This is a genomic window from Paenibacillus sp. WC2504, assembly GCF_052682475.1.
This window is the reverse complement of sequence record NZ_JBQZFH010000001.1, coordinates 4,047,751-4,070,313: the sequence shown is the minus strand read 5'-3', so window position 1 is coordinate 4,070,313 and position 22,563 is coordinate 4,047,751. Positions and strand designations below refer to the sequence as shown.

At 44.0% G+C, this 22,563-nt stretch carries 17 protein-coding genes and 3 pseudogenes; 5 read left to right on the top strand and 15 right to left on the bottom strand.

What is annotated here, in order from left to right; all coding sequences use genetic code 11:
* Positions 1 to 125: 125 nt before the first annotated feature.
* Entirely contained in the window at positions 126 to 2,864 is a 2,739-nt protein-coding gene (locus ACUN27_RS18200; RefSeq protein ID WP_326062850.1) for a LuxR C-terminal-related transcriptional regulator, read from the bottom strand.
* A gap of 444 nt (positions 2,865 to 3,308) precedes the next feature.
* Positions 3,309 to 3,449 carry a hypothetical protein gene (locus ACUN27_RS18195; RefSeq protein WP_379175087.1) on the bottom strand — a complete coding sequence of 47 codons (141 nt, stop codon included), beginning with the start codon at positions 3,447 to 3,449 and terminating at the stop codon, positions 3,309 to 3,311.
* 35 nt (positions 3,450 to 3,484) lie between these two features.
* Between ACUN27_RS18195 and ACUN27_RS18190 the strand changes: the two are divergent.
* Positions 3,485 to 3,734 (top strand): annotated as a pseudogene (locus ACUN27_RS18190) (MFS transporter); the annotation flags it as partial.
* Between the two features lie 422 nt (positions 3,735 to 4,156).
* Here ACUN27_RS18190 and ACUN27_RS18185 read toward each other — a convergent pair.
* Together ACUN27_RS18185 and ACUN27_RS18180 are read right to left on the bottom strand one after the other, a co-directional pair.
* Positions 4,157 to 5,047 carry an alpha/beta fold hydrolase gene (locus ACUN27_RS18185; RefSeq protein ID WP_326062849.1) on the bottom strand — a complete coding sequence of 297 codons (891 nt, stop codon included), beginning with the start codon at positions 5,045 to 5,047 and terminating at the stop codon, positions 4,157 to 4,159.
* 351 nt (positions 5,048 to 5,398) lie between these two features.
* Entirely contained in the window at positions 5,399 to 5,884 is a 486-nt protein-coding gene (locus tag ACUN27_RS18180) for a quercetin 2,3-dioxygenase (RefSeq protein WP_326062848.1), read from the bottom strand.
* A 610-nt stretch (positions 5,885 to 6,494) separates the two neighbouring features.
* On the opposite strand from ACUN27_RS18180, the gene ACUN27_RS18175 reads away from it, so the two are divergent.
* Positions 6,495 to 6,923, top strand: a complete 429-nt coding sequence (locus ACUN27_RS18175) for an Lrp/AsnC family transcriptional regulator (protein WP_326062847.1) — start codon at positions 6,495 to 6,497, stop codon at positions 6,921 to 6,923.
* A gap of 378 nt (positions 6,924 to 7,301) precedes the next feature.
* Here ACUN27_RS18175 and ACUN27_RS18170 read toward each other — a convergent pair whose 3' ends face one another.
* From ACUN27_RS18170 to ACUN27_RS18145, 6 genes and pseudogenes are all read right to left on the bottom strand, one after another.
* Positions 7,302 to 7,946, bottom strand: coding sequence for a copper amine oxidase N-terminal domain-containing protein (locus tag ACUN27_RS18170; RefSeq protein WP_315956057.1), 645 nt, complete (start codon positions 7,944 to 7,946; stop codon positions 7,302 to 7,304).
* 727 nt (positions 7,947 to 8,673) lie between these two features.
* Positions 8,674 to 9,960 (bottom strand): annotated as a pseudogene (locus ACUN27_RS18165) (IS110 family transposase).
* 318 nt (positions 9,961 to 10,278) lie between these two features.
* Positions 10,279 to 10,878, bottom strand: a complete 600-nt coding sequence (locus tag ACUN27_RS18160) for a nuclear transport factor 2 family protein (protein WP_326062845.1) — start codon at positions 10,876 to 10,878, stop codon at positions 10,279 to 10,281.
* A gap of 64 nt (positions 10,879 to 10,942) precedes the next feature.
* A complete protein-coding gene (locus ACUN27_RS18155) occupies positions 10,943 to 11,605 on the bottom strand; it encodes an NAD(P)H-dependent oxidoreductase (RefSeq protein WP_445559336.1) in 663 nt (220 codons plus the stop codon).
* A 32-nt stretch (positions 11,606 to 11,637) separates the two neighbouring features.
* The gene (locus ACUN27_RS18150) at positions 11,638 to 12,630 is read right to left on the bottom strand and encodes an MFS transporter (RefSeq protein ID WP_445560636.1); all 993 of its coding nucleotides are present in this window, start codon (positions 12,628 to 12,630) and stop codon (positions 11,638 to 11,640) included.
* Positions 12,631 to 12,728: 98 nt separating this feature from the next.
* A complete protein-coding gene (locus ACUN27_RS18145) occupies positions 12,729 to 13,868 on the bottom strand; it encodes a Gfo/Idh/MocA family protein (protein ID WP_445559335.1) in 1,140 nt (379 codons plus the stop codon).
* A gap of 207 nt (positions 13,869 to 14,075) precedes the next feature.
* Here ACUN27_RS18145 and ACUN27_RS18140 point away from each other — a divergent pair, with 207 nt between their 5' ends.
* Positions 14,076 to 14,681: a TetR/AcrR family transcriptional regulator gene (locus ACUN27_RS18140; RefSeq protein WP_379173981.1), complete on the top strand. Its 606-nt coding sequence runs from the start codon at positions 14,076 to 14,078 to the stop codon at positions 14,679 to 14,681.
* Between the two features lie 1,158 nt (positions 14,682 to 15,839).
* Here ACUN27_RS18140 and ACUN27_RS18135 read toward each other — a convergent pair.
* The gene (locus ACUN27_RS18135; protein WP_315950425.1) at positions 15,840 to 16,247 is read right to left on the bottom strand and encodes a DUF6210 family protein; all 408 of its coding nucleotides are present in this window, start codon (positions 16,245 to 16,247) and stop codon (positions 15,840 to 15,842) included.
* 926 nt (positions 16,248 to 17,173) lie between these two features.
* On the opposite strand from ACUN27_RS18135, the gene ACUN27_RS18130 reads away from it, so the two are divergent.
* The gene (locus ACUN27_RS18130) at positions 17,174 to 18,826 is read left to right on the top strand and encodes a matrixin family metalloprotease (protein WP_445559334.1); all 1,653 of its coding nucleotides are present in this window, start codon (positions 17,174 to 17,176) and stop codon (positions 18,824 to 18,826) included.
* Between the two features lie 56 nt (positions 18,827 to 18,882).
* Here ACUN27_RS18130 and ACUN27_RS18125 read toward each other — a convergent pair whose 3' ends face one another.
* Positions 18,883 to 19,077 (bottom strand): diguanylate cyclase domain-containing protein, encoded by a 195-nt coding sequence (locus tag ACUN27_RS18125; protein ID WP_445560635.1) that lies wholly within the window; start codon positions 19,075 to 19,077, stop codon positions 18,883 to 18,885.
* 53 nt (positions 19,078 to 19,130) lie between these two features.
* On the opposite strand from ACUN27_RS18125, the pseudogene ACUN27_RS18120 reads away from it, so the two are divergent.
* Positions 19,131 to 19,387 (top strand): annotated as a pseudogene (locus ACUN27_RS18120) (IS110 family transposase); the annotation flags it as partial.
* Between the two features lie 681 nt (positions 19,388 to 20,068).
* Here ACUN27_RS18120 and ACUN27_RS18115 read toward each other — a convergent pair.
* The 3 genes from ACUN27_RS18115 to ACUN27_RS18105 are packed head-to-tail and all read right to left on the bottom strand — an operon-like array spanning position 20,069 to position 22,561.
* Positions 20,069 to 20,290 carry a hypothetical protein gene (locus tag ACUN27_RS18115; RefSeq protein WP_315950429.1) on the bottom strand — a complete coding sequence of 74 codons (222 nt, stop codon included), beginning with the start codon at positions 20,288 to 20,290 and terminating at the stop codon, positions 20,069 to 20,071.
* On the bottom strand, positions 20,287 to 21,468 hold the full coding sequence (locus ACUN27_RS18110; protein ID WP_315950431.1) for a Ger(x)C family spore germination protein: 1,182 nt from the start codon (positions 21,466 to 21,468) through the stop codon (positions 20,287 to 20,289). Before ACUN27_RS18110 ends, ACUN27_RS18115 begins: the two co-directional genes overlap by 4 nt.
* Positions 21,461 to 22,561 (bottom strand): GerAB/ArcD/ProY family transporter, encoded by a 1,101-nt coding sequence (locus ACUN27_RS18105; protein ID WP_445559333.1) that lies wholly within the window; start codon positions 22,559 to 22,561, stop codon positions 21,461 to 21,463. Before ACUN27_RS18105 ends, ACUN27_RS18110 begins: the two co-directional genes overlap by 8 nt.
* Between the last annotated feature and the right edge of the window lie 2 nt (positions 22,562 to 22,563).

Here is a 22,563-nt window from a genome sequence, read left to right as displayed (position 1 = left end):
GTATTCCTAAGATACAGCTTCATTTGGTGAGCCGGCATCACCATATGTGGTGATTTTTATAGGAAGTTTTGCAAAAAAAAGCCCAAGCAATCCAGCTTAGGCTAAGTGGGAACGTATTAGAATCGCTATAACAAATCGAGCTCCTCAGCACGACGGACTGCCGCCCGGCGGCTGTTCACTTGAAGCTTGTCGTAAATATTCTTGGTATGAGTACGCAGGGTGTTGACGGATACCCTAAGCTCGCGAGCAATGTCCGGACCGCTCATGTCGGTTTCGAGAAGCCGAAGCACGCCGCGTTCACGTTCGCTCAGCGGCTCACTCAAAGGTTGAACCGGCCGCTTGCTCACAATTTGTTTACAGGGAGCTCCGCCTTCATCCTTGTAAAAGACTGACAGAAGTCGCCGGACATAGTTTGGGGTGATCCCCTTTTTCGCAGCCGCTTCCAGAAGAACCGCCATAGGCTGCCCTTCGCCCACGAAGCTTCGGACGTACCCCCTCGCCTCTGCCAGATTCAGGGCACGTTCCAGCGGTACAAGTGCCTCAGAAGTGTTGCCTTGCATATGGTGAGCGACGGCTTGGACGATTAGGATTTCGATTGCGCTTCCTGTCCTCCCACCTTCCACCGCTGCCTGAAGGAGACGCTCTAGAAGTCTCACGGCTTCAAGCATGAAGCGGCCCTCACGGTCGCTCATATTCCGGGCCAGGAGCACCCTGGCTAGGGTGATATGTTCGAATTCGCGTGGGTAGCTAAGGTCTTCATTGACGGACAGCCCCTGCTCCCGTGCCCAGTCGAGCGCTTCGCCCAGCCTGTCTTGCGTGATCCACACCCGTACCTTCAACGCCGAAACAGGACGCACATCCAGGAAAAAATCGCTCATATACAAGTGCTCAGCCTCCTGGAGCAACTCGAGCGCGCCGTTCCGATCTCCTAGGGCCTCCCGAATTCTGGCCATTGCGACGCGCCAACGGTAATTATATTGCGGGAACCCGGTGTGTTCGCCCTGCTCCTTGCTTCTCAGTAGAACCTGCTCAGCGGCATGCAGATCGTTATACTCACGGTAGAGCTCGCTCATACCCACATAAATGTCTCCCGTTCCCCGCAGATTAGGCTCGCCTTGATCCGCCGCAAGCTGCAAGCCCCGCTCATAAGTATGCATCGCCTCGCGGAGCCGGCCTTGCACTATCAATATTTCAGCCAGAGCGATCGCACCGTTGATCGCGTCAGATATAGCCCCGGCCTGCTGCACACTGGATAAGCCCTCGCCGAACATCCGACTCGCTTCCTCAAGCTCCCCATTCCTCCAGCATGCGAGTCCCAATAGCGCAATTGCGGCTCCATTAAGGAGTCGGTCGTCCTTATGCAAGAGGCTGAGCGCCAATCTTGCTTGCATAATAGCGGTGGGTACGTCGCTGAGAACCAAGGACAGTCCGGCTCGGTACACGGCAATCAAACCTGGGAGCCGGTGAAATTCCTCTTCGTCCATGACGACCTTCTGAGCCGGTTGGTTTTCCTGCCGCTCACGTATGTCTGCCGTTGTTTCCAGCCACTGTTCGGCGTCTCGCAGCCGGTCCTCAACGGTCTCTAATTCGCCGCCTGCCAGTAATGCCCCGGCATACCACACACTGAGCACAGGCCTGTAACGGACCAGCTCATCCGGGAGCGCCTTCATCCAGCCCAGCATCACAGCCTCTTGTCTGCTCCTTTTGAGAACCGAAATCGCCTTTTCAATCAGGTTCGCCGCTCGCGTAAAATCCTCGGCAGACAACGAGTGGCGGATCGCGTCGGCCACCGAGCCATGCTGCTCGAACCATGTACTCGCGCGCCGATGCAGCTCAGCTACGTGATCAGGTTGATCCGCCTTTAAATGCATAACAAGTACCTCTGCAAACAGTTGATGATAGCGATACCATTGGCGCCTGTCATCCAGCGGAATGACAAAGAAGTTGCCTTGCTCCAGATACTCTAATCGCAAGGCACCTCCCTCTTGACCGGTGACGGCATCGCAAAGCGAGCCATGCAGACTGTCGAGAATGGAAGTCTGAAGTAAGAAGTTCCGGACATAATCGGGCTGAAGCTGCAGGACCTCTTCGACCAGGTAGTCCACGATGTACCGATTATCTCCAGCGAATTCCCGAATAAACGCGGGTATATCCCCGCGCCCCTGCATCGAAAGCGCTGCAAGCTGAAGCCCTGTAATCCAGCCTTCGGTACGGGTCTCTAGCGCAGTAATTTCGCCCGGCGTCATATCCAGACCCATCACCTGGTTTAGGAACTCGGCCGCTTCCCCTGGCGAAAAGCGTAGATTGGCATTACGCAACTCGGTAAGATGGCCCCGTGCGCGTAACCGACTCAGCGGAAGTTGCGGATTTTCACGGGTTGCGATGACGAGGTGCATCTGCGGTGGGAGATGCTCGAGCAGGTAGAGGAGCCAATCATCGATTTGTTTGGCACTAATAACATGGTAGTCGTCAAGGACGAGAACGAATTTGTACGGGAGTGCTGAGATTTCATTGAGTAGAACCGTTAGAATCGATTCGGTTAACGGCGAGCTCGGGGATTGGAGTGCACGAACCACACCTTCTCCAATGTTCTCCTCAATCGTCTGCAGAGCAGCGACAAGGTAAGCCAGGAAGCGTACAGAATCGTTATCTCCTTCATCTAGCGACAGCCATGCGACGAGACGTTCACAATCGGTAACCCACTGGCTGATTAACGTAGTCTTACCAAAGCCGGCAGAGGCAGAGATAAGGGTCAGCTTACGGTCCAGGCCCTCATTCAGCTGCTCGATCAGGCGCGACCTTTGGACAACTCTAGTCCGTAACAAGGGCTTATACAGTTTCGTCGATAAAATTGTAATATTCATAGCGTCACACGCAAATCATTTATGTCTACCTCATCCAACATCATTGTTTAACCCATCCTATGCCTTTTTATATAACATTCAATTGTAGTCCAGCAGGAATAAGTGTTATTTCGACATCAAGGAAAATAATCCTTTTTACTCCGTTACATAACTCCCTCTATGGAGAAACGCTTTGCTCTTAAATGCTCTCGTTTTCTCATTTTTGACCTTCAATACTTTTAAGCAGATAACATATCAATGGTATGAAGTTGGATGACACAAATTCACCTACATAAAAAAAAAAAAGCTTGATTTCTCATGCTTTTTCGCTCTGGTTTATGTAGGCACATTTATATCATTGGACAACGGCTTTCCTGTCGCCGGAGCGGCTCATTGCCATAATAGCCCGGATTGAGCTTCACTGCTTGCTGTTTAGCACGGATTTGCTGGCAGCTCTTCCGCATCTCAGAAGCAAGGATATGCTAATCCCCGCGCGACTAGATTCTTAATAAAGACATGGTAAACGCTCGCTCGTTCGGTTTGTTTATAAGGACCGTATTCCCCTACCTCTTCGCGAACTGCTGTCGGGCCTTCATCCGGATAAATACCGCAATAGTTTAACGTATCCGAGCCATTTTCGCTTGCTTTTGTTTACTGCTTTTAGTACATTTTGGACATCCCTGTGTTACCCCTGAGTTCGCCTCCAGTATCTCTTTCACACACCGCGATTGGGCATTTGGTCTCGCAGGTGTTGCTGGAGCATTTGCGGCAACTCGGGCAGGGCGACTTGCCGAACGTGCTCTGGGACAGAGGACCACAGGCTTTGCGCTCGCTTTGTTATGGTATCTTTTCAATATACCATTATGCACTAGATATAGTAATATCTCCCTCGCAGAAAGATTATAATATACTTCGTTTATTATGCCCTTTAGCGTGACGCGGCTCCGTTGCACATCGGTGTTGTTATTTAGCTTCCCATTCAGTTAGTTCAACCAGAATCTGACAATCAGTGGTTCCGATAAAATAAAAAATCCGCATTTTCAGCGGAAGATTAATGGGTCTATATTCTTGTCACTCGACAATATATTGTTCTTTTCATTTTTTAAATAAGATTATTTTTAACACTCCACTTCTGCTGGCACAATTCCGGCAGCTTTTGGTATAGAGTTAGCTATTTATGGTCCTTAATTCCTGAAGATGTGCAGCGCCTTTTTTAGGATAGCTAGTTCTTCCTGCAGATCCTTCTTCTACCCTAAGTACTTTCAGGAGTTTATGGAAATGAGCAAAGTTTATAATTAAGAGTTATATGTTTATTATTTAGAGGCTTGTGAAACAAAATCAATCACTGCTTTTACAAACTCTTGGGGCATCTCCACATGGTTCAAATGCCCACCTTGTTCGAACATTACGAGCTGCGAAGCTGGGATTTTCTCATCCATCTCTTTGGCCCAACGCGGCCCGCAGTTAAAATCGTACTCTCCAACTAAAATCAGGGTTCTGGTTTGAATTGTTTCTAAGGTTGCACGAACATCCCACATATACGGCTTGCGATTCGGATCAACGGAGAAATCCATACTTGCTTGCCACTCGTCGATACCTTCCGTAAGTTTCCAATAGTTACCGAAGAAAGCAGGCATCAAGCGCCCCAAAACCTTCAATATGGCTTCTCTATCCTGCGCTTTTCCCGTAATCATGTCCATCCATGCTTGCTTTGCATCCTGAGCTTCCGGAAGATCCGCCCAACGCTGGGTGAAATTCTCGAGTTGTTGAACCTGCTCCATTCCAAGATCTTGATTCATACACGGAGCCGAGCTGTAGAGGATGAGGCCGCCGAGTTCGTCCGGATAATCAAGTGCATATTGTAAGCCTACGAAACCGCCATGCGAGTGACCTAGGAAAAATGGCTGTTGCGCTCCAATATGTTCTGCTACTTTATGAGCGAAGTAAGCGTATTTCGGCATCGTGTAGTTTCCGTCTGGAAGGTTATCGGAATTTCCTGTGCCTACTGCCTCCAAATAGATAACGGTCATGGATTTTTCTAGCAATGGCATACGCATATAGCCCCAATGAAAACCAGGGCCTCCTGCATGAACAAGACAAATCGGACCTTCTCCTGCAATATGATAAACTTGTCGTATACCATTAATGACGAGCTCGTGCATAACTGGTGTATCAATGGAGGCTTGAAAATTAGATGAAGTCATGTAAATTCTCTCTTTCAGTTCATTTTTAAAAACAAAATAGCCGTACGTATTTCATATTACATTTCTTTGTTTACACATCTTCGTATAGAAAGCACTGGACGCTTAAACACCTATACTTCGTGAAAATATTCGACCTTTGCTTATGACGAAACATTTAGCGAATATGCAGACATTGATGTACCGGTCAATAACTGCAACTCCCCAGCCTACCGCTTGATCCGGACTACTCAAAAATCATCGACCTGTAGCCTATTGTTTCCACTAGATAACCAATAGCCTCACAGGCCGATTACATTTTATTTTCGGTTATTGGCCGTAAAACTGCCATTTATTTGGGATATTATCTCTAAATTAAAGACCGGGATAAGTAATATGATACTTTTTGGAAACTGATAACAAATTTTGCATAGCCTCAGGAGTAGGTGGCTCTATATGAGCTTCCATCCCTTCAACATAAGGAACACCAAGTTCCTTCACAAAAGAATCAAATCCTGCAGGGTACGCGGTAACCAGAAACTTAGCTGTATCTGATTTTACTTTGAAAGTGTGTGGAATGCCGCGCGGTGCGAAAACATATTCTCCACTTTTCACCAAAATAGTCTCCGTACCTAGCGTCAACTCTATTTCTCCATCCAGAACGTAAAAAGATTCATCTTCTTTTTCATGCAAATGCAGTGGAGGTCCATCATCTTTCTTGACAGCACAATGCACGACGCAAAACTCTCCGTTCGTATCGTCCCCACTTACCAATATTGAATTTACGTCACTAAGAAATAGGAATGTATTTTTATTGTTATTATTTCTGTACATCACATTTGCTTTGCTTTGATTACTCATCTTTTGTAGGCTCCTTCTTAGTGAGAATTCTTGATGAATCTTAACTTGCTAACCGGCTGATAAGTTTATTATAGCTACTTGCCTTGTAAGGAGTTGTTCCCTTGGGCTATTCATTTTGATATATATAATTTTTCTTACCGCATAAACAAAAAGGCAAAACGAATTAGCAAGTTCCTCTATTGAAGAACCGAAAGCATATGATTCCGCCTAACGAAGACACCACAAGCACATGCTTTGCTTGCCCCGCGCATCCATAAGGTAGCCATCTACTTCATACACAATCACCGTTTTCCGGGAATGTCGACTTGATAGGTTTATGGCAAGCTTTGTCCGTAATATGTTTCGTCTGACATAGCAATAATGGTTATGTCAGAAAGATAATGGAGGTTTGAATCTCCTTTGCCAACTTATCACTGAACATCTGGTTTATCAGAAAAGTTACTCCCTGCATATTCAACCAAAAAGCCGCATGACGAATAAATTGATGTGCATTCCTCCTTATGATTAATTTGTAATAATATCAATGATAACGCTAGCGCGTGAGCTTGGTATATAACTTAATGAATGTATTTAGACGGGTTTACTTACACAGTGAAAGGAGAAGACCCGAATGGTCAACCAAGCTATTGATGATATTGATCTGAGGATTCTATATGCGCTCCTCGACAATGCGCTCCTTACCCACAAGGAGATTGGAGAGAGCGTCCACCTCACAGGGCAGGCGGTTGGTGCGCGAATTCGCAAATTGCAAGACTTCGGAGTTATCGATGGATATACGCTGCGTTGGAATCCTGAAAAGATCGGACTTAACATTCATGCCTTTCTAACCGTGTTCATTTATTCAAACCAATCTCATCAAGCCTTCCGGAGCTTCGTCCAGTTGACGGAGTCTGTGAAGGAAGTACATCGCGTAGGCGGAGAAGGATGCTATTGGTTGCGCATTCTAACAAACGGCAGTTCTGAGCTGAACAAGCTGTTGGAGGAAGTGCTGAGGTACGGCAACTATAAACTGAGTCTATCGATCGAACACGTCAAGTAGTCTAACTTTCTAGCCTCAGGTCCGTCGTACATAACTACGTTAGGGAATTTTTCAACTTCCTCAGAGTCATCATTCAACTATCCATTTCAAGGCAAACGCAAAAGACGCTGACGGCCTAAAACGAACGCGTTGTTGAGAGCTAGTCAACTTAATATTCATACATATTTGGAAGTATCCAGCCCTTTTACTTCAATGAAAAAGCAGCCGACCATTCTGGCCGGCTGCTCTAATGTTAGTATTTTCCACTACGTTTCCGTTAGCTCAACAACATTTGTCTACATATTGCTTACCCACAATGGCTTGTCCTCGCTAATTAATTGTGGAGTTAGTTCTCTAGGCCGTATACGGCAAAGGGTAATCTTTTATTGAAGTATTTGATTACTTTATCGGTTGAATCGGATTGCTCTTCAAAATATCTTCCACTTCTTGGTAGCCATCAGGGTAGGCAAAGTTATAGCGCGCCGGAAGTGCGAACACGTATTTGTCATTGCGCGCCAGTTCGCTTGGGCCGAAAGGCGCTGCGCCAATGTGGAATTTATCCTGCTGAAGCTCGTTCCATTGGTCGACAGTAAAGACAAAAATAGGGATATCCTGTCTAGGCTGTTCAGCGGTCCATTTGGGATGGCGGATACTGAGGCTCGCGCCGCTAACCTCATCGCCTTGCGCATCCCCTACAGAACGACCTTCCCATTTGTCCGTTACGATCGTGTACCCTTTCCAACTGTCGGGCAGCGTGAAACGGAAGCCATATTGGGTATTCTCATAGACGGTTTGGCCTACTTGACCCATTTGTCCCGTAATACTAATCTCCCGTTTGTCCTCGTCCCACTTTACATTAGCTCCAAGTGACTCAGAAACAACCCTCAAAGGAACATAGCTGGATCCATCTACGATCTGCAAATCCGCATTGACTATTTTCCCGTTTATAAATAATTTAATATCCGTTGCCGCATAAGCGCCAATAGCAACAGATGCTGCGATAACACCAGTAAGTCCAAGTGCAATTAATAATTTCTTCTTCAAGTAAATTCCTCCTCTTTTTGTTTCCCCATAATTTTTCTCTATTACTTACGTGAGTTTCTATCCCCTCGTTGAGCTTAGTTTTCGCTTACAGTACCTCAAACGCATGATTGGTTGAAATTGTTGCAAAAAATTTTTATCCATCGCATTAGTCTATTGTTAGTTGTCACCATGAAGCAAATTCATAAAGTCTTCTAACTCTTAAACCTTTCGTCGCAACACATATATTACCTTTTTCCCCTAATTTACAGATCATTATGCTGCCCTTTAGCTTATAACTTAAAGAATTTGAGCAGCTACCGCCAGGTAAATTGCTCAATAATATGTTGAACTAACGTTCGCCGTCCCTCAGTATTAAGGATTTATCTCACGTAAACTCACTCATTCGCAGGATTTCATTCATCACTTTGGAATACAGCGGCCGTAAGGATATTAAGTTGCAGCGAACGTAAAGTTAACCTTTTTGGTCATACGGGAACAGAGGAACATATGGAATATTTCCCCATATCATACTCTACTGCACGCATACTCCACAATTCCCTCGGAGATTGACCATCTCAAGGCTCTACGGGTCGTCGCCCCAACATTCCTTCGTTACACCTATCCAAGGTGTGGAGACCGATAGCGTTTAGCGGATGGGTCTGTGCCCTTTTGGAGAACGAACTCGGTCCTCCGTACTTTCTTTGTTTGAAGTCCTGCGAATGAATCAATTTACGTTAGTTCAAAAATGTTAGGCAGCTTGAGTATACGGAATGACTTTTTTTTCAGGAGTAAATGACTCCTCGGAATGCACCATGCCAACTAAGATTCGTGCCAGTTTTCCAAGCAATTTAAATATCGACTTCTGCTTACTCATATGTTTAACTTGGACATTATTCTCATATATTTGCTTAAATACAGGATTTGTTCCCACTAATGTTAAGGTGGCTAGATATAAATATTTTCGAAGAGTGGAATCTCCTCGTTTGGAGACTATGATCTGGCCTTTACGCTTTCCAGACATGCTCTCTGCCAAATTTAAGCCGGCTTTTCGAAGGAACTGACGACCGTGAACGTACTGTGTCAGATCACCGGCACTAGCCAGAATTGCTGCAATATAGATCGTGCCCAAACCTTTAATGGAACGAAGCTGGCTAGCAATCGGGATCTCACCAAGTAAAGCCGCGATTTCTTGTGCTATTTGGTTCAATATACTGTCAATGCGCTCGTACTCTTCTAGTAAGCGATTCAGATCCTGTTTGGCCTCATACAACGCTACTGTCTCCCCAAAACTTTGAACCGCTCTAGAGAGTAATTCAGCTGCCTTCTGAATACCTGTGGAGCCACCAGCTCGTTTCATATATTTTCGCCATCCTGTAATAACTTCTGACGTAGATTGATCTTTTAAATCCAACGGAGTCGGAAACTCTTTAAGTGTAGATATGGAGCGTGGACAGGTCCAATCTTTAAACACAGAAGCATACTCATGGAAGCGTACATCCAGCCAGCAGATGATCCGATTCTGCATCTGAACACTATTTGTGACCCAAAATTCCCGATCATTCATTAGGGTCCGTAGCCTTTGAAAATGAGTCGCTTGCCGAATGTATTCATAATAATAGCCACGACTAACAACATCTGCAATAACAAGGGCATCCTTCGGATCACTCTTGGAAGGACAATTATCTCGGTTCTCCTTATTTCGTTTCGTCGTTGCTGGATTAACTAAAACGACGTTTAGGCCTTTCTGAGCAAGCCTGTTAGCTAAACTGTACCAGTAGTGTCCCGTTGGCTCCATGCCAATTATAATATCCTTCAGTCGATGTTTTTGTTGCAAACCTTCCATTCAACGCTGTAATTTCTCAAATCCCTGGATAGTGTTTTTGAATGATAGATGCTGGATTGTAAGGACAATTACTCGATAATTTGTAGCTTGAGTTACTTGAGTTTCTTTTGCCATATCAATGCTCACAACTAGATGTGAAGTAGTAATTCGTTCGATACGTTGATTTTGTCCGTCTGATTGCTTGAACTTCATTATTAGAGCGCCTCCTTGATGGTGTTGGTTATCTACCCGTCGACAAGACCATCATACCGAGGCGCTCCTTTTTTGACAAAGCCCATTTCTTAGGCTATACAGGAATGTTTAGCTTAACGCTTCTGCCTTATTTTTCTCCTTCGCCGTCATCTCAACCAACCTTGAATATACCCATACTTTATCACACTTCAACTAAGATAACTCCCAACTCCCGTATGCATAATGAAGGGCCGCCAGATTGGCAGCCCACATGATATTATGCTCTTTCCCATTAGGAAATTTAACGATCAGAATTGATCATATAATAAAGATTTCGAGTTACTTCCCAGTTACAGGATTTGTATTAGGATCCCAGTTTGCGAGAGGGTCCATACGGAATCTGGTTAGAACCAAACTGTTAATTTTCCAGACACCATTCACACGCTTATATGTTTCGCGATATGAACCATACCCATCATGCCCTGGTGGAGCGTCCTTCGTGGCAGGGTAGGTCAACATATCCTCCATTGCCCAGATTCCCTTCGCGTTATCCATATCGATCAAATCAATCTCGGGCATATGTCCGTGGTGAACCGTAGGCGCCGCACCGATGACAGCTCCCGCCCCATTGGCGAATGCTTCCCCGCCGGTAAATACATTGCCATCGATTTCAATTTTGGCATCAGGTGTAAAAAGCTCGGCAAATTCCGACCATTTTTTTTCATCGATAAAACGGAAATAACGGGCCTTCAATTCTTTGATCTCTTCAACGTCTTCTAATTTATGATATCTCTGTTCAAGTTCAGTGATTTGCACTGCTTGCTGGTCTTGAGCTGCTTGCTGTGCCTGATTATTTTGATCCGTGCATCCCGAAATAATAATAGTTAAAATAACTAACCCCAAAATCAAACTTGTTTGAAACATTTTTCTCTTCAACATATCGTCACGTCCTTTGTTTATATACTAATTAAATTGTTTGTTCATGGTTATGGCTTTACGGACGTTACAGAATCCATTCGGATACTTGTTCCATCGTTCTTCTTGTTTTATCACGCGGTTCTTTTGCCCGATAACCGAAAGCGACCATAACGCTTACTTCATAATCGTCGTCTCCGAGCAATCCTCGTTTTGCTAAAATTTCGTTGACTCTATCAGGAACGAAGCCTTCGATTGGACAAGAATCGATTCCGATCATCGCCGCGGAAGTCATCATATTCCCTAGTGCGATATAGGTTTGCTTAGAAGCCCAAGCTGTTCTCGCTTGTTCGTTATCGAGGTGGAACGAATCGAAGAAATCGTGCCATGCTCCCACGTTGTTTCGCACCATTTCAGGGGGATATTTTTTAACTTTTGTCAGCTGTTCATAAATATAAGGGGATTCCGGGATAAGTCCTTTACGAGCAAGAATAACGACCATGTGACTCGCGGTTGGCAGTTGATTGTACGCGCCGTAAGCGAATGGCCGAAGCTCTTCCCTAAGTTCCGGATTTTGAACGACTAGAAATTTCCACGCCTCCAGACCGTTGGAGCTAGGCGATAATCTCCCTGTTTCAAGGATAAACCGGAAATCGTCTTCGGATATTTTTTGGGTTGGGTCAAATGCTTTCGTTGCGTGTCTAAAATGATAGGCTTCCAGCACTTCTTTTTTTGTTGCGCTCGTATTCATGTCGGTTCCTCCTTGGTGTGGTTAACAATTTTTTAAGCTTGCTGCAACGCTGCCTTTTTTTTTCTCAAGCTGAGTAAGGCCAAGAGCAAAGCGAATAATGCAAAGCATCGTCCAACGACTAATGCTGTTTGAAAACCCGACAGCATCGCTTCGTTGGACGATGCATCGGTTGCCGAAGCCGTCACCGAGCTCGCGACCGTAGCCAGAATAGACAATCCGAGGCTGCCTCCTAGTTGTAAGAACGTATTTACGATACCGCCTGCCACGCCATGCTCCTCAAGTCGCACATCCCTTACGGAACCAACGATGATAGCCGTAAATCCGGCTGCTGTCGAGAGACCTAATAGAATGAAGACCGGTAAAATAAATGCAGCATAGACGCTGTCCATGGACATGGTGCTTAACCAGAACAAGCCGAGTGCATTAACGAGCTGCGAAACAATCAACAACATTTTCGCTCCGAATATACGCATGAAGTAAGGCGTGATTTGCGTAGCTAGAACGGACGATAAACCGAGCGGTAGAAAAGCCAAGCCCGTTATTAAAGAAGAATAGCCAAGCGCATGGAAATACAAAGTTGAGAAATAAATAAATGCGGTCATGAAAGAATACATTAAGAATCCGATAATATTCGATGATACTAGCGAACCGATACGGAACAACCGGAGCGGCATGAGCGGGTTTTTGGCGTATTTCTCGATGAAAACGAATCCGACCAGAATAAGCGCTCCGACAATTAAGGTTACGATTTTCGTGGTCGACCAACTGCCATCGACATCAGGCATGGATAACCCGTATACGAGAATGAATATGCCTAACAGCACGGCAATTGCGCCGGGCAAATCAATGGATTGCTTGATCTTTTGCTCCATCGGCCGTTCTTTAACAAACACTAACCCGATTATGATCGCAATCCCGAGCGGGACGTTCAAGAAAAATAAGGATCGCCAACCGAGCGAGTCCGTCAGCAGCCCGCCAACGATTGATCCCGCCGCGAAACCGCCAGAACCCAACGCGCCCAAAATGGCAAAAGCTTTATTTCATGAATTTCTCCCGCTTTCTGGATGTTTGCCGGAAAGGAGAAATATTCTCTCCTCTCCGGTTGCATCTTACTCGTTATGTTTTAATGAAATATAGTGTTCGTTTCATTCACTTTTTGCTCGACTCCGGTACGGGAAGCCGTCATGATCGTGTCATATAACCGGTGGCGTTTGAGAGCATGAGCGAAGTCCGGCGTTTCATTCGTGCCTTCGCGAAGATCTTTAGCCAAGCTCGCGTAAAATTTCCCGATGTTGCTTGATCTTGCCGGCCCTTCGGGAATCGATTTGATATCTTCGGTGTATTGGCTTGGAATGACGATCTCGCCGAGCGTTTTGTCTTCACCTTTGCCGCCCCTCAATTTCAGCTCGGTATTTTGCATATTTCCGTTAAAATCAGCGGTGATGACAAGCTCGCCGTCCGTGCCGATAATCTCCCAACGCAAGTCGAAGTCCCGCGAAGTTCCGCTGCGGTATAAGGTTGTCGCCAATACGCCACTTTCAAGCGTGCCGATAATGGCCATGTGATCCGGAGCCGTCACTTTGAGTGTCGTCCCATTATCTGTGATTTGAACTTCAGGGTGACGGACTTCAAGCTTCGCGGACACGTTATCGTAATCGCCGAGCACGTAATTCAGCCCGTCGATCGCGTGAAGTCCTGCGGACGCCAACATGGTCGCGCCGGCGTTCACGTCGTACGTATAAGCGAATTTTTGGATCGTGACGGGTTCCCAGATCAAGGCCGTACCGGATAATGTAGTTGCGAGTACGTTGCCGATATAGCCTTGAGTGATCAAATCGCGGGCGTGTTGGATTGCCGGAGAGTAACGCGCCTGCAAGCCGATAAACGTCCGAACGCCAGCCTCCTTAGCACGGTCCGCCAAGTCTTGCGCCTGTTCCGTGGACATGCCAAGCGGCCATTCGCTGTATACCATTTTGCCTGCTTCAATAGCAGCTCGAGCGATATCGTAATGGTATTGCACATTAATAGCAATCACTTGCTGAATCAAATCCTGGTAACTATCGAATCCAGGAACACCGAACGCTTCGGCAGCCGCATCCGCGGATTCGCGGTTGCTCGTGCTCACCGCAACCAGTTGGAAGTCAGGCAAGGCTTGAACCGCCGGGATGTGCGCTGCGACAGCCCACCCTGGGTTGGACGGACTTGCTCCGATAATACCTACACCGATTTTCTTATGATTGGCTTGCTGTTGATGATTGGACATTTTAGTTCCTCCTCTAATCTAATTGGCAATCGCGAATCTCGGACTCTATTTCCTAACGATATTGATCCACCTGTACAAGATGGATAAGATATGTTCTAATAAGAGTTATTCGAGCTCGTTAGTGGACTGCGGTCCGCTTGTTAAACAATATAACCGGATCACGGTCCGGTTGTCAAATGGATAATATTAAAAAACGGGGGAAATATAATGTTGGAGAAAAACCTTCGCAAAGATGCGGAAAAACGCAGACAAGTCATTTTAGAAAAGGCAGCTGCTTTATTCGCCGAATATGGGGTCGAGCATGTCAGCATGCGTCAGATCGCCCGAGAAGCTGGAGTCGGTCAAGGCACACTTTACCGAAGCTATAACAACAAAGGGGAATTGTGCTGGGATCTCATCGGTGAAAGCTGCATCCAGAACTACGATCGGATCCAATCGTTTTTAGGAGACCATACTTCCAGCCCAATTAAAGATCGTTTGGAAACCGTACTTCTGTATCATTTGGAGTCACTTGAGACGCATTCTCCCGTTCTTGCAGCCATCCAGGCGAACAGTGGCGGTGATGAGCAGCAAAACGTCCCTTTCTATTCAGAGCATTACGAATCCATTCATTCCGTTATCGTCCAATTATTGAACGAAGTCGCGAAGAATACCGAGAACCTCGACCTCGATCCTGTTTTTACGGCGGATGCCATTATGGCGATATTGCGTCCTGATGTTTATATTTTCCAAAGACAGCATCGCGGTTATTCACCAGAAGAGATTAAAAACAAGCTCTTTCACGTGTTTATTGAGCCGCTATTCCATAAGTGATGAACATGGTATTGCATTAAAAACGCAAAAAAACAGCCAGCTACGCAAAGTAGGTGGCTGTTCTATGTCTGAAACATTGGTTGCTGCCTACTCATGAGTTGCTTCAGCATTAAGAATGAGTAAAAGTAGTAAAGAGATTAATTGCAGCTAAGATAATTATTTTAAAGAAAAAACTTTACTTTCCCTCTCTCGAAGTTTTTGTATTATCTTTACTTTAATGAAAACAGGGAGCAGATTGCCGCGGCAATCTGCTCCCTGTTTATTCTGCTATATAGTTCCCAGTTGAAATACACCCCTTTTTTATTCCACAATGCTGCCCGTTAGTGCAGCGAAGATGTGCCGTTCGGCATCCCTTTCGATGTTTTAACTATCGTGCCCGTCAATAGCTTTTGTTATCTTTCAAAACTAGTGATTGATTTGAATATTCACCATCAATTTATTTAATCCATCCATTGAGACATATAAGTACGGAACAGTTAAGTTGAAGAAAAAACATTGTATGCTTTCCATAATAGTACAAGATGTGATTCGCATAATGTTTTATAACAGATAATTTTATAATGGTGACGCCATTTTATTGCTTGTTTTTTTATTCCTAACTGTATGAGTAATTTACTATAAAAGGGGCTGGTTGTTTTGCGTAAAAATAAGAACATGCCTCTAATCATTTTATTGTGTATCTCCTTATTAATAGTTCTTATTGTGAACGCTATCCTTAATATAAAAATATACATTGTGTATATCACAGGTCTCGGTCCTTTATTAATTATAGGACTAATAATTTTAACTATTATGATTCTTTACCTCAAAGGTAATAAATAACGAAGATTTTATCTATCCTCCCCGTTAGTTGAGAAATGACACTCTCTCCACTGGCCAATTAATAAATCTCCGACCTGGAGCCGTCGGGAATGAGATCAAATTCTTGTCAAAATCTAGAATGAGATCAAGTTCTTGTCAAAATCAGGAATGGTATCAAGTTCTTGTCATTGGGTTTTGACAAGAACTTGATACCATAAAATAAAAAAGCCGCGATTTACGCGGCAATTAATGAGATAATGTTTTTGTCACCCGACACCACTGCATGTTGTTTAATAAAATCAGGGAACAGCTGCCGCGTGCGGCAAACTGCTCCCCGTTAGTTTTATGTTTGCTGACCTAATCACTGTTACTCCAAGTCAATATTCCTTCATCTTCATCAAATCTATTAATAAAAGCTTTATCAATCGTTTCAATATCAATAATTACATTGAGCCACGCTTCCATTGAGTCATCCAGTTTTTCTCTATCTATTGACAGAAATTTCCCTACTTTGTTAGTTCGAAAAAAATCGTCTAAAAAATTTGCATCTTCTATCGTTAACTTTGTTTTATTTAAGCAAAAATTAGACAGGTCTTTCAAAAGTTGCTTTGTGTCATCATCAAGTATTGTAAGTATTCCTTCTACTGAAGGTTGCAAACAAGAATAGCCGCCGACCTGGTTATAGTAAAAAACTCCAGACTTAGTTTTTATAATAAGTGCAAGCTGTTCCAAACCATATAAACAGACTTTACGATTTTTCTGCATGAGAGTAACCTCGTTTCATATCTTCATCTAGTTACCATTATACTACCATAATTAGCATACACTTTGATGCAAGCCTATCCGTTGTTTTAATGAAAACAGGTAGTAGTTGCGACGGCAATCTACTCCCTGTTTATTGTGCTAACGTTCTTCGTTAGTTCAAAGATCCAAGAAGTGCTTACATTTTATTGAATTTATCAATACTATTAAGAATTGATTTATCTAAGGAAGTAAAATGATTGCCCTCCATTAAAAATTCTTCTTGATCTGGTGCTGCACCGTAAAAGGAATTCTCCAGCCGAAATAACATCGTTAACTTCACCAAAAAAAAATTCAAAGTTTCCCGAATTTCCGTTCTCCATTCTTAACATTGGGGCTAAAACTATATATCCTGCGTCTTGAAATTTTTTTGCATCGATCCAATCATCTATTCCGAAAGCAAATCCTCCTGAACATATACAACAGCTGGGTGTTGCTTGCTATCCCCAGGCACATTAGATAACCAAGCTTTAAGGGTTAAATTTCCTGAATTATATTTAATTTCCGAAACCCCTTTAGGAGGTGGATCATTGGTACATCCTGAGGTGACGGCCCCTTCTTAATAAGTTTTGTCTGGAAATTTGACCTGCTTTTCTCTAAACCATTTAAATTATCATTGTTACCTTTATGTTCTGATGAGCATGAATCTACTTCACTATGCTGCCCGTTACTTCACTATGCTGCCCGTTAGTTTAACGCTGCCGTGTGAGTCTAATACTTTTTTTCTCAGTCTACATCTTTATTTTCTTAGTCTATAACTTTATTTCTCAGTCTAAAACTTTATTTTCTTTCGACAGCTGACAGGATTCAACTGCTTTCTACAAGCGATAGATTCTATAATTACACTTGGGATGAGTCGAGTCCTACTACTATTATTGGGGTGACTAAATATGACCGACACCGCAACTTGGGGCAGACTACAGAACTTACTAAAAGATGAAGGTTATCTCCATCCAGAAGATGTACGTGTTATTCGAAATGAACAGGATATATCTCCATCATTAAAGACTGCGATCGATGCTGCCGGCATCCATTTGGAAACGGACACTTCTGGCAACCCAATCTTACTTGTACTTGAAGTGGAACAATTAGAGAACAACGTTCGACTCGCTAGAAAACCGTTTTGCAACTCTGTACAACATACAAGCGGGATGCACGTTTTAGTTTTTGGTCCTTCTAAAGGCCGCTGGAAGAAAAGCAACTTAATTGTCACGATTAACACAATAGGCTGCCAGTGGGTTGGTCCTATTTCAAAAACGCCGTATGATCTCATTAAAAAAGCTTTTGATGATTGGCAAAGCATCTCCTCCAATATTACGTTTACTCACGTTGCCCTTACTGCTGCAGCAGCTCAAATCGCTGACATTAAGGTGTACTTCACAAACAACGATGGAACTATTAATAATAAATTTGGCACTGTTGGAGGAACTGTTGCCAGTGGAGGATTTCCTGATTCGAGTGATGAGCGTGGCCTCCTTCGGTTTGATTCCACCGATTTGTGGTCTGATGTTTATCGACCATTGCTAAATCATAACAATCTATATAATGTAGCCCTTCATGAACTCGGTCATGTATTAGGACTTTCTCATTCTAAATCCCAATCATCGATTATGTATCCAACTATAGACACTACAGCTATCGGGATCGACCCCTTTTCAATTGAGTCTCTTCGTATGATGTATGGGTGGAAAAGGCAGCCTCCTTTGACCGATCGCGGTACAAGTGATGCCCCCGCCCTGGTTTCGTATTTCGAAAGCCGCATAGACGGCACTGGTTCGGAGTTCGTAAAAATGGTATGGAAAGGTATTGGAGATGACCACACCATTTACGAATCAGATTTGGTTGGTGGATGGTCTCCGCAGCGTGTTATTCCTGGTATAGGATCTTCACATAGTCCAGCAATCACAGAACATCTACCACTTGGAGATACAGCGAGTATCCCGGTGATGGCCTGGAGAGGAATTGGAAGTGATAATAGCATCTTTTGGTCTGTATTTTGGAATAATCAATGGACACCTCAGACTAGGTACGCTGTTGGAACGAGTACACGCCCTACTCTCGCTTCTGTGAACGGGAAGGTCTATATTGCTTGGAAAGGTTTAGGTACCGACTATCGAATTTTCTGGGCGAAATTAAACGCGTGGACTAATTTTGGTGAACAGCAAGAGATTGGGGGTAGAGGTACAACAGATTCACCTGCCCTTGTTGGAATGGACACAAAACTGTATATGTTCTGGAAGGGTCTCCCCGGTGATTCTCATATTTACTGGGCTATGAATGACTTAAATGGAAGCGGCTTGTGGAGTGAGCAAAAAGCGATCAAGTACTATACTCCCACAACCACTGGAGGTAGAAATGAATTCATAGGTACATCAGGAGGGATATCTGCGGTACGTTATGGAAAAAACATTCTCCTAGCTTGGAAAGGAATCGAAGATGATTTAGCTATTTATGTGTCAATCATGGATACATCATCAAATGAATTCGGTGGACAAATCCAGCTAGAGTTCGGTTTTGGAACCTCTACTTCCCTTCGATTATAAATTCGCTAATCGCTTGGAGAGGCACTGGTGACGATAACAACATTTGGTGGGCTAGATTACAAAAATAATAAGAAAGATTTCTTTTCGTATAGGCATAAGAAAACTGCTCTTCTGAGATATGTGCGAAAATCCAACAATTTTGTTTTCCCTGTTTTCTTAGTAACGTACATTGCTTTGTCTGCTTTCTTAATTAATGTATCCGTTGTATCCCCTTCTTCAATTGACGCATATCCCATACTTGCCGTAACAATTGTTTCGGCCTTTATATCTTGCTTCCGTCAGCTTGAAGGGATTACCCTAACATAACCGAGAAACCGTCGTTAAACGACTTGTAAGTGCCGTTAACCAGATTCACCGCTGGGTAGACAATGTCTTCCTGAACTGAGACAAGTCTTTAAGATCTTAACTTGTAAGGGTTCATTGTTAACCCTAAGGCTTTTTCCGCTCCCGACTGACCCTTGTAAACTAAGTCCTGACGATGTCATTAAAGGATGGCAGAAATCAATGAAGCGGCATTCTGGTGTGCGTAGAGCTCATCTGCTCATCGATCTTGCCAAGCAACACATGCTTACAATTCCGATAAATGACAAGAATCTGTTCCGATTTCCCCCCACACAAAAAAAATGCGCGCGCCCCCAGCGGCACACGCATCATCGTCGACTACAATCTTCTTGAACTCCTTTGTATAATGCTTCAATAGTTATTAATTCTCCCTCATTAAAAGTTACATATTTGGAACTCTATCCTCTCCCATTATTTCAAAGATAACAGCTTGTTTTCTGAGAAAGGCAGCCGTCGTCACATGGCCGGCTGCCGCGATATTACCTCCCCCCTCTCTCAAATACCATTTAACTCGTCCACCTTCCACTCAAGTTTTCGCATGTATTCAATCATTTCTTGCAGTGTAGAATTTGTAAAAAATCCAGGTACCGCTAGTGCTGCTGTACATAAAAATAGCAAAATTCAGAAACTAGGCGATTCTACTGTTATAACAGCGTTTTCGTGGTTCTCTGGCGGTGTTATGAGGATGTCTTTCGAATTCGAGATAAAACGAAAAACCGCAATTATAAGACTTTTTAGCATGAACGCCATCTCCGTTAGTTTCCAGCGTAATACTAATAGTTCCGACATTTATAGTCACTACTGGAGGCGTGTTAAGTTCCGTAGATGCTCTACCCAGTTATCCTTGAACAATCTGGCAGCCTACTCACCCATCCTGACCATTGTCGTTAATATATGATCCTATTGTTCTACGAGCGGCTTAAACGGCTTAAATAGCGCGTTCAGGAAGCTTATAGGACCGGGAGTATTAGGTAAATCGAACATGGACAGCAGCAAGACAGCCAACAAAATTGCCGCAAAAGCGACTTTATCTTTCACCGGCTTTTGCTTCAACTTGGGCCATTCCAGCAATACGATGCAGAACGAAGCCGAGGCAACAGGAATGAAAACGGACCACTTCATTGTTTTTGGACCTCTTCCTTTGTAAGTCCCCCAGGCCAATTGACTAGTCCCGGTCTGTTAATATGTGCGTCAACCACCGCATTTACCTCGATATGAGCAAACATCTCATCCCATTCTTCCTTTACTTCTTCCCATTGTTTCGGGTATTTTCGATAAAAAACATTGGCGAAATCGAATATGTCCGTTTTGAATCTCTTCTGAACATCCTGCACCGAGGATTCTATCCGGTCTTTTACTTCCTCCTCGAAACGATGGTTTAACTCTTCCAAAATAGCCGGCTCCAGCGGATTCAGCTTTGACCCGTTTTGAACGATATCCCCGCTTGTTTTTACTTTCATTGTCATTTTCCATTTTCCGTTTTTTAATGAGGGGAGAAGTTTCACCTGCGCTTTTACAGGTGTAAGTGAGATCAGTGCGTCGGTATTTTGAAGTTTGAACGTAATCGTATATTTTTCAATTAGATTTTTTATCCACAGAAGTCCGCGGGTTTCTATTTCCGATATTTCACCGATCATCTTACTGTTCTTAAAGATAGCTGTTCCCTTGATGTAGGGGATCGTTTGCGTAGGCTCCTTTGGATCGACTGGAGGTAAAATATAGACAAGCGGAAGCGCTACCGCTTTGGACCTCGACTTTAACATGATGCTAAGCTGCTCGACAGTAACCGCATAGCTTATAGGCATTTTTGCCAGTTCACGAATAACCTCTGACGAACTTCTTTCCAACGGCGGAATCATCCGAAGGGCTTCGGAAGCTTTCCCTTTCGCTACAAATACATAAGCGCGTTCCCTGATTTGCGGTTGTCTCACTAGATAATCGGAATGTTCCTTAAGGCCCGCTTTTGCAAGCGAATCACTGAAAATAATGACTTTACATTGCCCCCAGAATAGCTTTCGCGGGAGAATCTGTTGAAGGTTGGCTAGTGTATTCGCGATATCGATTCCTTTCGCCATGCGTATAGTTGTGCGTCTGCCTCCTCCACCGCTTGTTAATATACCACCGGCTAGATTTTGCGGAATAATAAACTGGATCGTTATTCTAACCTGCTTATCCTCTTCTGAATCGATGGCCATAGCCGTGATAATGGCTAAGTCGTTAAGTTCTGTTCGATCCCAACATCCGGTAATCGGAAGTATAAGGATGAGGAGGAGCAGGCTGTTCATCAGTCGCTTACTCATTTGACAAGCCCCTCCTCCTGCCTTTACGAATGAGGGCAATGCTCAGCAGGAAAAGCGGTATCGCCAGAAACACTAAAAAAAGCTCGAAAGGTGCCACGAGTTTATTATGATTCGCTAATACAGGGAAATTCGGTATGTCCCAGTAACAGAACAAAAAAACTAAGATAGCTAAAGGTAAAACGGTAGGACGATAATCCGACGACTTACACATATGTGCATAGGAGATCACACCGACATAAAAAAAGACTGAAATTTTTACAAAATTGCCTAATACCCACATCGCAAGCAGTACTGACTCTAAATTTTCAAAAAAATCGGCTAGGCTAATATATCGCATTGCGATTAATATGGGGTAAATTTTATTAGGAAGATCAGGACCAAGCAAAAATAAGGTTATCAGATTGACGTAAGTCATACTGATCACAACCACAATAAGTGAGATGATACTCCATTTCTTTACTTTCTCCACCTGGCTTGCACTAGGCAGAAAATAAGAAATAATAAAAAATTCGGCAAGCCAACCTTGTGGAGTTAATGAACCTTTTAATACAGGAACTGCCCCGTTGCTGAAAATCGGGTATATGTTTTTGATATCCAAATCGGGTGCAAGGAAAGCTAGAAAGAACAAAGGCAAAATAAATAGATACGTGCATATTACGGCGCATCTTGCGATCACTTCCACTCCACCCCTTACGGCAAATGCAGAAAGCAGCAAGATGGTCCCTATAATGATGGCTAATGGTGTGCTAAATAGAAAGTTGCCAGATACAAATTCAGCATATTGCCGCAGAATCATGCCTGTAGAGGACATGAAATAAAGAAAATAGCATAAGCCGATCAGTTTGCCAAGCCAAATACCAACAATTTGTTCGCTATATTGAGAAATCGTCATCTTTGGATAAAGCTTATGAAGCCCAACTGCCAAAAAGATCGAAACCATTCCAGGAATAATGGCGATGAAGCTGGTCATCCACAAATCATTCTTGGCATACTGTGCGGTTATCGTCGGTAAAGCCAGAAAGCCTGTAGCCAGAATAACTGGATGCATGATGAGCGCTATTTGGAAAGGGGAAATTTTTTCTGTCTTTAACATAA

What these genes read in the sequence shown, in the direction of transcription:
- ACUN27_RS18135 (WP_315950425.1), bottom strand. Translation starts at nt 16,247, where the DNA reads ATGCAGAAAAATCGTAAAGTCTGTTTATATGGTTTGGAACAGCTTGCA.
- ACUN27_RS18110 (WP_315950431.1), bottom strand. Translation starts at nt 21,468, where the DNA reads ATGAGTAAGCGACTGATGAACAGCCTGCTCCTCCTCATCCTTATACTT.
- ACUN27_RS18180 (WP_326062848.1), bottom strand. Translation starts at nt 5,884, where the DNA reads ATGAGTAATCAAAGCAAAGCAAATGTGATGTACAGAAATAATAACAAT.
- ACUN27_RS18155 (WP_445559336.1), bottom strand. Translation starts at nt 11,605, where the DNA reads ATGAATACGAGCGCAACAAAAAAAGAAGTGCTGGAAGCCTATCATTTT.
- ACUN27_RS18140 (WP_379173981.1), top strand. Translation starts at nt 14,076, where the DNA reads ATGTTGGAGAAAAACCTTCGCAAAGATGCGGAAAAACGCAGACAAGTC.
- ACUN27_RS18175 (WP_326062847.1), top strand. Translation starts at nt 6,495, where the DNA reads ATGGTCAACCAAGCTATTGATGATATTGATCTGAGGATTCTATATGCG.
- ACUN27_RS18160 (WP_326062845.1), bottom strand. Translation starts at nt 10,878, where the DNA reads ATGTTGAAGAGAAAAATGTTTCAAACAAGTTTGATTTTGGGGTTAGTT.
- ACUN27_RS18130 (WP_445559334.1), top strand. Translation starts at nt 17,174, where the DNA reads ATGACCGACACCGCAACTTGGGGCAGACTACAGAACTTACTAAAAGAT.
- ACUN27_RS18185 (WP_326062849.1), bottom strand. Translation starts at nt 5,047, where the DNA reads ATGACTTCATCTAATTTTCAAGCCTCCATTGATACACCAGTTATGCAC.
- ACUN27_RS18200 (WP_326062850.1), bottom strand. Translation starts at nt 2,864, where the DNA reads ATGAATATTACAATTTTATCGACGAAACTGTATAAGCCCTTGTTACGG.
- ACUN27_RS18145 (WP_445559335.1), bottom strand. Translation starts at nt 13,868, where the DNA reads ATGTCCAATCATCAACAGCAAGCCAATCATAAGAAAATCGGTGTAGGT.
- ACUN27_RS18115 (WP_315950429.1), bottom strand. Translation starts at nt 20,290, where the DNA reads ATGAAGTGGTCCGTTTTCATTCCTGTTGCCTCGGCTTCGTTCTGCATC.
- ACUN27_RS18105 (WP_445559333.1), bottom strand. Translation starts at nt 22,561, where the DNA reads ATGTTAAAGACAGAAAAAATTTCCCCTTTCCAAATAGCGCTCATCATG.